Origin of the sequence: Bradyrhizobium sp. AUGA SZCCT0160 (assembly GCF_018130105.1) — a bacterium.
Lineage (GTDB): Bacteria > Pseudomonadota > Alphaproteobacteria > Rhizobiales > Xanthobacteraceae > Bradyrhizobium.
This window is the reverse complement of record NZ_JAFCMD010000042.1, coordinates 24,833-32,211: the sequence shown is the minus strand read 5'-3', so window position 1 is coordinate 32,211 and position 7,379 is coordinate 24,833. Positions and strand designations below refer to the sequence as shown.

At 63.5% G+C, this 7,379-nt stretch carries 8 protein-coding genes; 5 read left to right on the top strand and 3 right to left on the bottom strand.

What is annotated here, in order from left to right; all coding sequences use genetic code 11:
- The first annotated feature begins 596 nt into the window (after window positions 1-596).
- A complete protein-coding gene (locus tag JQ558_RS36165) occupies window positions 597-1,373 on the top strand; it encodes a calcium-binding protein (RefSeq protein ID WP_212296651.1) in 777 nt (258 codons plus the stop codon).
- A gap of 71 nt (window positions 1,374-1,444) precedes the next feature.
- Here JQ558_RS36165 and JQ558_RS36160 read toward each other — a convergent pair whose 3' ends face one another.
- Complete coding sequence (locus JQ558_RS36160) at window positions 1,445-1,852, bottom strand: type II toxin-antitoxin system VapC family toxin (protein ID WP_212296650.1); 408 nt, start codon at window positions 1,850-1,852, stop codon at window positions 1,445-1,447.
- Window positions 1,849-2,133 (bottom strand): antitoxin, encoded by a 285-nt coding sequence (locus tag JQ558_RS36155; protein WP_249142788.1) that lies wholly within the window; start codon window positions 2,131-2,133, stop codon window positions 1,849-1,851. The genes JQ558_RS36160 and JQ558_RS36155 overlap by 4 nt, the downstream gene beginning before the upstream one ends.
- 124 nt (window positions 2,134-2,257) lie before the next feature.
- Here JQ558_RS36155 and JQ558_RS36150 point away from each other — a divergent pair, with 124 nt between their 5' ends.
- Window positions 2,258-2,566 (top strand): HigA family addiction module antitoxin, encoded by a 309-nt coding sequence (locus JQ558_RS36150; protein WP_212214535.1) that lies wholly within the window; start codon window positions 2,258-2,260, stop codon window positions 2,564-2,566.
- Window positions 2,567-2,577: 11 nt separating this feature from the next.
- On the opposite strand, the gene JQ558_RS36145 is transcribed toward JQ558_RS36150, so the two are convergent.
- Window positions 2,578-4,179, bottom strand: coding sequence for a winged helix-turn-helix domain-containing protein (locus tag JQ558_RS36145; RefSeq protein WP_212296649.1), 1,602 nt, complete (start codon window positions 4,177-4,179; stop codon window positions 2,578-2,580).
- A gap of 251 nt (window positions 4,180-4,430) precedes the next feature.
- Here JQ558_RS36145 and JQ558_RS36140 point away from each other — a divergent pair, with 251 nt between their 5' ends.
- The 3 genes from JQ558_RS36140 (at window position 4,431) to JQ558_RS36130 (ending at window position 7,310) form a co-directional block, all read left to right on the top strand.
- Window positions 4,431-5,288 (top strand): class I SAM-dependent methyltransferase, encoded by an 858-nt coding sequence (locus tag JQ558_RS36140; RefSeq protein ID WP_249142787.1) that lies wholly within the window; start codon window positions 4,431-4,433, stop codon window positions 5,286-5,288.
- A gap of 159 nt (window positions 5,289-5,447) precedes the next feature.
- The gene (locus JQ558_RS36135; protein ID WP_212296648.1) at window positions 5,448-6,317 is read left to right on the top strand and encodes an alpha/beta fold hydrolase; all 870 of its coding nucleotides are present in this window, start codon (window positions 5,448-5,450) and stop codon (window positions 6,315-6,317) included.
- Window positions 6,318-6,425: 108 nt separating this feature from the next.
- Window positions 6,426-7,310, top strand: coding sequence for an efflux RND transporter periplasmic adaptor subunit (locus JQ558_RS36130; protein ID WP_212037440.1), 885 nt, complete (start codon window positions 6,426-6,428; stop codon window positions 7,308-7,310).
- The last annotated feature ends 69 nt before the right edge of the window (window positions 7,311-7,379 follow it).

Sequence of the window (7,379 nt, the reverse complement as noted above, 5' to 3'; positions counted from 1 at the left end):
CGGCCTTCCCTGCGCAATGGCTTTACGGCTTATGCCGTGATCTCCCCGGAGACGAGTTCTGGGTTGACTCCGTCGCTATCGTTTCCGCTCACGCTTCTCCGACAGCTTGACACCTGCAACGGGTGCCAGGACCACACGGTTTTGCCGTACGCTTATCCACGCCGTCGTCTCAGCGCAAACAAGCGTCCATCGCAACCCGTCCAACGTCCGTGACGACGGCCGACGCCCTTCTGAGTAGGACGGGATGGCGATAGATGCGCACTGATTTGGGTCGGACGACAATAGAAATATTTTTGATTTACGGAAATTTTCTACTTGACACGATTTCCGTAAATCAGAACTGATTTGCCCCGGCTTCGCCAAGGCTACGCCGGGCGCCGCCGTCGTGCCGATTTGTCGCATCTCTCTCCTTCGTCATTCCGGGGCTCGCGCCAAGAGGCGCGCCCACAGATGCGCAATTGCGCATCGGGGAATGACGGAGGAAACAACTCCCTAGCAGCCTGTTCCCCAGGGAACAGCGCCGGCCCGCCTTCCCTGCGATGTTCTCCGTCACAGGCAAGCCCATTCTGGGCGGCCGGCACAGAGGGAACGCGACGATGATTTATCCTTGGAAACCATTCAACAAGCTGGATTACGCCGAACAACAATCCGAACTGACCCAGGACGATGCGCGCGACGGTTTTCAGAACCTGGGCGGCAACAGCAACTTTCACTTCCAGCTGACGGGGACTGCCCCCAAGCTCGTCAACGGCCAGGGCGGCAACGACACCATCATCCTGGACGGCAACTCCGCCGACAAGGTGTTCGGCGGCTCCGGCAACGACACGATCGACGGCGGCGCAGGCGACGACAATCTGAACGGCCAGTCGGGCGAGGACCACATCTTCGGCGGCGCCGGCGCGGACCGCATCAGCGGCGGCAGCGACAACGACTATCTGGTCGGCGACAATGACGCGGTCGCGTCCAACCTGCATGGCATCGACACGATGTTCGGCGGCAGCGGCGAAGACACGCTCTACGGCGGCGGCAAGGCCGACGTGATGTCGGGCGGCACGGGCAACGACAATTTCGTCTACTTCGTCGGCCTGGGCACCGAGAACGAGAGCGCGGTCGGCGCCGCGGACCGGATCACCGACTTCCAGGTGGGCGACAAGATCGACGTGTCCTTCATGGACGCCGACGGCAATTCCGCCAACGGCAACAGCACCTTCACCTTCTCGTCCAGCGGCGCGACCACCCAGGCCGGCAAGTTCTGGTTCGAAACCCATGACGACGGCCAGCACGTGTTCTTCAACATCAACGGCGGCGCGGCCGACATGGAGATCATTTCGACGAACAGCCACCAGTTCACGACGGCGGATTTCTTGCTGTGAGGTGGAGTGGTTCGGTGCGGTGAGTGCCGGGATGAGAATGCATGGACCGCCAGCTTTCACGGGCTGGCGGTCTATGCTTCCCAGTTCGCCACCAACAGTCCTGGCACGCGCGCGAATTCGCGGGCGTTCGCCGTCACCAAGGTAGCGCCATGGCGGCGCGCTTGCGCGGCAATCAGAATGTCGTAATGGCCGATCGGGGTGCCTGCCTTTTCAAGGTCGGCGCGGATATCGCCGGCATGCATGGCATCTTCCGGCTCGAACGGGAGAAGATCGATGCCCAGCCCAAGAAATCGTTCAAGCAAGTGTTCGTTGTGCTCACGCCGGTCGCTCTTGGCGAATCCGTAGCGCATTTCGAATAACGCGATGACCGGCAACCCTATTGGCGTGCCCCCGCGCATCTGTTCTCCAACGCGGTGACGAAACGACGAATTGCGTCCGCTCACAATTCCGATGACGATGTTGGTGTCGAGGCAAATCATTCGTCGACGAAGATGCGTGGGTCGGGTTCGACCGGCGGATCGTCCGGGACTCCGTCCGGCAGAAAGTCCCGCGCACCAAGCGCGTCGAGCTCAGCCCAGAATTGATCGAGATCGATGGGCTGCTTTTTCAACGGCTCAAGGATGACCTTGTCACCGACCTTGCTGACCTGCACCTCGGTGCCCTCGAAGCGGAATTCCTTCGGCAGGCGTACCGCCTGGCTGCGGCCATGCATGAACAGCTTCGCGGTCGATCGTATGAGCGGTTTGGTGGGTGAATTCATGATCCGCCCTCCTTCGCTAATTGGTAGATACCATTGGTATACATCAAGGCCAACGAACCGTCAATTCCTGATGGAAACCTGAAGACGTATGTTTAGACGATCGCAGCTACGTGTGAGGCAAACCATGCTGATGACAAAACGCAAGCCGGCGACGATTGGCGAGATTCTCGTCGAGGAGTTCATGCAGCCGATCGGACTGACGCAAGGCGCGCTGGCTGAGGGCATGGGCGTGCAACGCAAGCACGTCAACGAGTTGTGCAACGATCGTCGCAACGTGACCGCGGCGACCGCGCTCATTCTCGCCCGCGCGTTCGGCAACCGTGCGGATTTCTGGCTCGATGTGCAGCGGCGAAGCGATCTATGGGAAGCGATGCATTCACCACTGGCGCGCAAGCGGATTGAACGAGCGCGACCTCTGACGAAAGCGGCGTGAGCCCCGTCCCCCTACCCCAACCCCGCCCTTCTAAACCCCTCCAGATAATGCTCCCTCTCCACCTCATGCTCATACGGCATCTCGCTGGATAACCACGCCAGCGAGATATTCGGCTGCACGTTCCGCAACCCCTCCAGTGCCGCAGCCGCCGCCTGGGTGAAGCCGGACATGCCCAGCGACGCCGTCAGCACGCGGTGGGCGCCGACGAAATCGGGGCGCTGGCGCAGGGCTTCGCGGGAGAGGCGGATCGCCTCCTCGTAGTTGCGGCCGACATACTGGCAATAGGCGGCGACGCCGCAATAGATGCCGGCAAAGGGATCGCGCGGGGAAAAGCGCAGCGCCTGCCGGGCGGCGGCGTCGCCGTCCTCCCAGCGCCCGCGATAGGACAGCGCCACGCCATAGATGCCGCGCGCCGGCGAAAAATTCGGATTGAGCCGCAGCGCCAGCTCGAACTCGGCGATGCAATCGTCAAAGCGGCGGTTGAACAGATAGACGCTCGCCAGCGCATAATGCGCCCACGCATCCTCAGAGTCGGCGCGGATCGCCGCCAACGCGGCGCGTTCCGCCGCCCGCACCGCCGTCGGCATGTCCTCCCAGCCCATATGGGCCGCGAACGTATGGCAGGCGGCGAGCAGGCTGAGCGCCTGGCCGTAGTGGGGATCGACCGCGATGGCTTTTTCGAGCAGCGCCTGCGCCACCAGATTGTCCGATCGCGTCACCCGCCAGTAATGCGACAGCGCGCGCATGACGAGATCCCAGGCGTCCATATTGTCGGGCGTCTTGCGCTGGCTGCGGAAATTCTCGGCGGCGTAAAGCTGCGGCTCGATCGCGGCGACCACGGCCTGCGTGATCTCGTCCTGCACCGCGAACACGTCGGCCAAATTGCGGTCGTAGCGCTCGGCCCAAAGGTGACTGCCGGTGACGACATCGTTGAGCTGCGCGGTGATGCGCACATGGTCGCCATCCTTGCGCACCGAGCCTTCGACGACATAGCCGACGCCGAGCTCCTCGCCGATCTGCTTCAGATGCACCTGACGGCCGCGATAGACGAAAGAGGAGTTGCGGGCGATGACATAGAACCAGCGCAGCTTTGACAGCGCGGTGATGATGTCTTCACTGATGCCTTCGGAAAAATATTCCTGCTCGGGCTCGCCGGAGATGTTTGTGAACGGCAGCACGGCGATCGCGGGGCGGTCGAGCGGCGGCAGGGAGATGTGCGCGGGCTCGGGCGGGCGGGTCGGCTGCGACGGCGCTGGTTGAGGCGCAGCGACGGCGACAGGGTTCGCGCTTTGCGGCGCAAGTGCACCGCTGCTGACATCTCCAACAAAACGAAAACCCTTGCGAGCGATGGTGCGGATCAGCGCCTGGTCCTTGCCGCTGTCGCCGATGGCGGTGCGCGCGGCGTTAATGCGGCTGGTCAGCGTGGATTCGGAGACGATGCGGCCATGCCAGATGCTCTCGATCAGATCGTCCTTGGTAACGACGTGGTCGCGGTGCTCGACCAGGTACATCAACAGATCGAACACCTGCGGCTCGACTGCGACAATTTGGCCATCGCGGGTCAATTCGCGCACGGCGCTGTCGAGCACATGGTTTGAGAAGTGAAATTGCACGCGAGGATCCCCGTGACCGTTTGATCGGACCCGCTTGTCGCCCGGTTTTGCCGGGCTTTGCTGGCGGGGCCGCTCAATTAGCGCGCTCAAATCAGCCATGACGTGTTTTACCTCACAGATGCCTGCCTCACAGAAAAATCAGGGTGGCCTCAAGGCAAAATCAGCCCCGTCTCAGAGTCTTTAGGTCCTCGGAACGGCATGTTCGGTTCATCGCGGCCCGCATTGCGGCCGCATGACCGGAGGAACACCGCATGGCCACCCCAGCTACCGCTACCGCAGCCACCCCCGCCCAGACCATGATGCCCGCGCCCGATCTGGCCGCGCTGAAGACCAGGCAGCAGGCGGCGTGGTCGTCAGGCAATTACGCCATCGTCGGTTCCACGCTGCAGATCGTCGGCGAGCAGCTGTGCGAGGCGCTCGACCTCAAGGCCGGCTCGAAGGTGCTGGATGTCGCCGCTGGCAACGGCATGGCCTCGCTCGCCGCTGCGCGCCGCTGGTGCGAGGTGACCTCGACCGATTACGTGCCGGCGCTTCTGGAGCGCGGCCGGGCGCGCGCCAATGCCGAAGGCATGACGATGGAGTTTCGCGAGGCCGATGCGGAGAACCTCCCCTTCGACAACAACAGTTTTGAAGTCGTGCTCTCGACCTTCGGCGTGATGTTCACGCCGAACCAGGACAAGGCCGCTTCGGAACTACTGCGCGTGTGCAAGCCGAAGGGCCAGATCGGCCTCGCCAACTGGACGCCGGACGGCTTCATCGGCCAGGTATTCAAGACGCTCGGCAAACATCTGCCGCCGCCCGCGGGCGCGAAATCGCCGGCGATGTGGGGCACCCGCACGCGGCTCACCGAAATGTTCGACGCCGACGCAGCCTCGATCAAGGCGGAGTCGCGGTTGTTCAATTTCCGCTACCGCTCGGCCGAGCATTTCCTCGACGTGTTCAAGACGTTCTACGGACCGGTGCTGAAAGCGTTCGCGGCGCTGGAGCCGGCGAAGCAGGAAGAGCTGCACAACGATTTGCACGCCCTGATCGTCCGCATGAACCGCGCCAGCAACGGCACCATGGTGGTGCCGAGCGAGTATCTGGAAGTGGTGATCACGAAGCGATGACGCTGCACGTCCACACACCACCAACGTTGTCATGCCCGGGCTTGACCCGGGCATCCATCCCTCTTCGCAAGAGTCCTTCGAAGAAGATGGATGGCCGGGTCGAGCCCGGCCATGACGGAGAGAAAGTCATTTCCGAAACGAACACACAGGATTGCTCCGATGAACATTTTGACTCCAATCTCTTCACGACAAAACGCCACCGCTTGCGTCGTCGCGTTGCATTGCTCGCTCGGTTCGGGACGCCAGTGGACAAAACTCGGCGCCGAATTTGGGCCAGGCACAAAACTGATCGCGCCCGATCTGATCGGCTATGGCAGTAAGGCCTGCACGTTCGACCTGCCGCTGACACTGGCGCAGGAAGTGGCGTGCCTGCGCGAGACGCTCGATCAGGCCAATGGCTCGATCCATCTGGTCGGCCATTCCTATGGCGGCGCCATCGCGTTCAAGATCGCGACCGATCCGGCGTATGAGCATCGCATCCGCAGTCTGACGCTGATCGAGCCGGTGCTGCCGACGCTGCTGCGCGAAAACGCGCCGGACCGGCGGCTGCACGACCAGTTCGCCGAACTCGCCGCCGAAGTGCGTCAGGATATCTGGAACGGATCAGTGCTGGAGGCGATCGACAAGTTTTCCGAGTTCTGGTGCGGCTCCGGCCCGCGCGAGGAACTGCCTGTCGCCGCGCGCATCCGCATGATCGAGCATGCCGAACGGCTGCCGTACGATTTCGCCGCCGCCTTCGCCGAAGAGAATGTGACGATGGCGGCGGCCTCGCTGCGGGTGCCGACGCTGCTGTTGTCCGGCGGGCAATCGCCGAACCTGACTCAGCGCATCGTCCGCCGGCTGGCCGCTGACATCGACGGCGCCGAACTGCGCCATCTGCCGGATGCCGGGCATATGCTCGCGATGACCCATGCCGGCATCATCAACCCTGTGATCGCGGCCCATATCGCCCGCGCCGATGAACTTGCCGGCGTGCCGCTGGCGGCCGGCCAGCCGGCGGCGAAGCTGGTCAGCCTGGCAGGCGGTTGAGCCGCGGTTTGGGCCTTCTTGGTGGTCTTCTTGCCGCTTGGCGCGCCGGTCGGCCATCTGGTATCCATTTCTGGTATTTATGGGCCCGAAACTGGAAATGAAACGCCGATGATCACCGCGCGCGACCTCAAGCTGCCTGCCCTGATGCTTGCGGGGGCGCTCAGCCTGGCCGCGCCGCCGGCGTTTGCCGCCGACGAGGAAACGGCGCCCAAGGGCGCGGCGGTCACCGTGTTCAAGGCCGCGAAATCCTGCTTCGGCAACAATGTCGAGGTGTCCGGCACCATCATCGCGCGCGAGGAAACGCAGGTGCGGCCCGAGCGCATGGGGCTGAAGGTCGCCGAAGTGCTGATCGATGCCGGCGACACCGTCACCGCGGGCCAGACGCTGGCCCGGCTGACACTCCCGGAAGGCGGCACGGTGCTGGTGCAGGCGCCCGTCGCCGGGCTGGTTTCAGCCTCGACCGCCGCGGTCGGCGCCATGGCGTCCGGCAAGGGCGAGGCGCTGTTTTCGATCATCGCCCGCAGCGAATTCGACCTGGTCGGGCTGGTGCCGACCCGCGACATCGCAAAACTTCAGATCAACCAGAGCGCACGGATCAAGGTGATCGGCGCCGGCGAAGTCGACGGGCGGGTGCGTCGGCTGTCGACCACGGTCGAGCCCAACAGCCAGCTCGCTCAGGTGTTCATCGCCGTCACCACCAACCGCCGGCTTCTGGTCAATTCTTCCGGACGGGCGCAGATCAAGACCGGCCAGAGCTGCGGCATCTCGGTGCCGCTGACCGCGATCCTCTATGGCAATGCCGGCACCGTGGTGCAGGTGGTGAAGCGCCAGCGCGTCGAGACCCGGCGGGTGGAAACCGGATTGATGCAGCAGGGCCAGGTCGAGATCCGCGAGGGCATCGTCGAAGGCGATATCGTGGTCGCCCGCGCCGGCGCCCTGTTGCGCGAAGGCGATCCGGTGCGCCCGGTGATGGTGGCCGCGGACGCGAAGTGACGGCATTAGCCGTCATGGCCGGGCTTGACCCGGCCATCCATCGATCTTGAGAGATATTTTGCTTGATGG

Coding starts and splice junctions, on each gene's coding strand:
- JQ558_RS36165 (WP_212296651.1), top strand. CDS start 597: ATGATTTATCCTTGGAAACCATTCAACAAGCTGGATTACGCCGAACAA.
- JQ558_RS36160 (WP_212296650.1), bottom strand. CDS start 1,852: ATGATTTGCCTCGACACCAACATCGTCATCGGAATTGTGAGCGGACGC.
- JQ558_RS36155 (WP_249142788.1), bottom strand. CDS start 2,133: ATGAATTCACCCACCAAACCGCTCATACGATCGACCGCGAAGCTGTTC.
- JQ558_RS36150 (WP_212214535.1), top strand. CDS start 2,258: ATGCTGATGACAAAACGCAAGCCGGCGACGATTGGCGAGATTCTCGTC.
- JQ558_RS36140 (WP_249142787.1), top strand. CDS start 4,431: ATGGCCACCCCAGCTACCGCTACCGCAGCCACCCCCGCCCAGACCATG.
- JQ558_RS36135 (WP_212296648.1), top strand. CDS start 5,448: ATGAACATTTTGACTCCAATCTCTTCACGACAAAACGCCACCGCTTGC.
- JQ558_RS36130 (WP_212037440.1), top strand. CDS start 6,426: ATGATCACCGCGCGCGACCTCAAGCTGCCTGCCCTGATGCTTGCGGGG.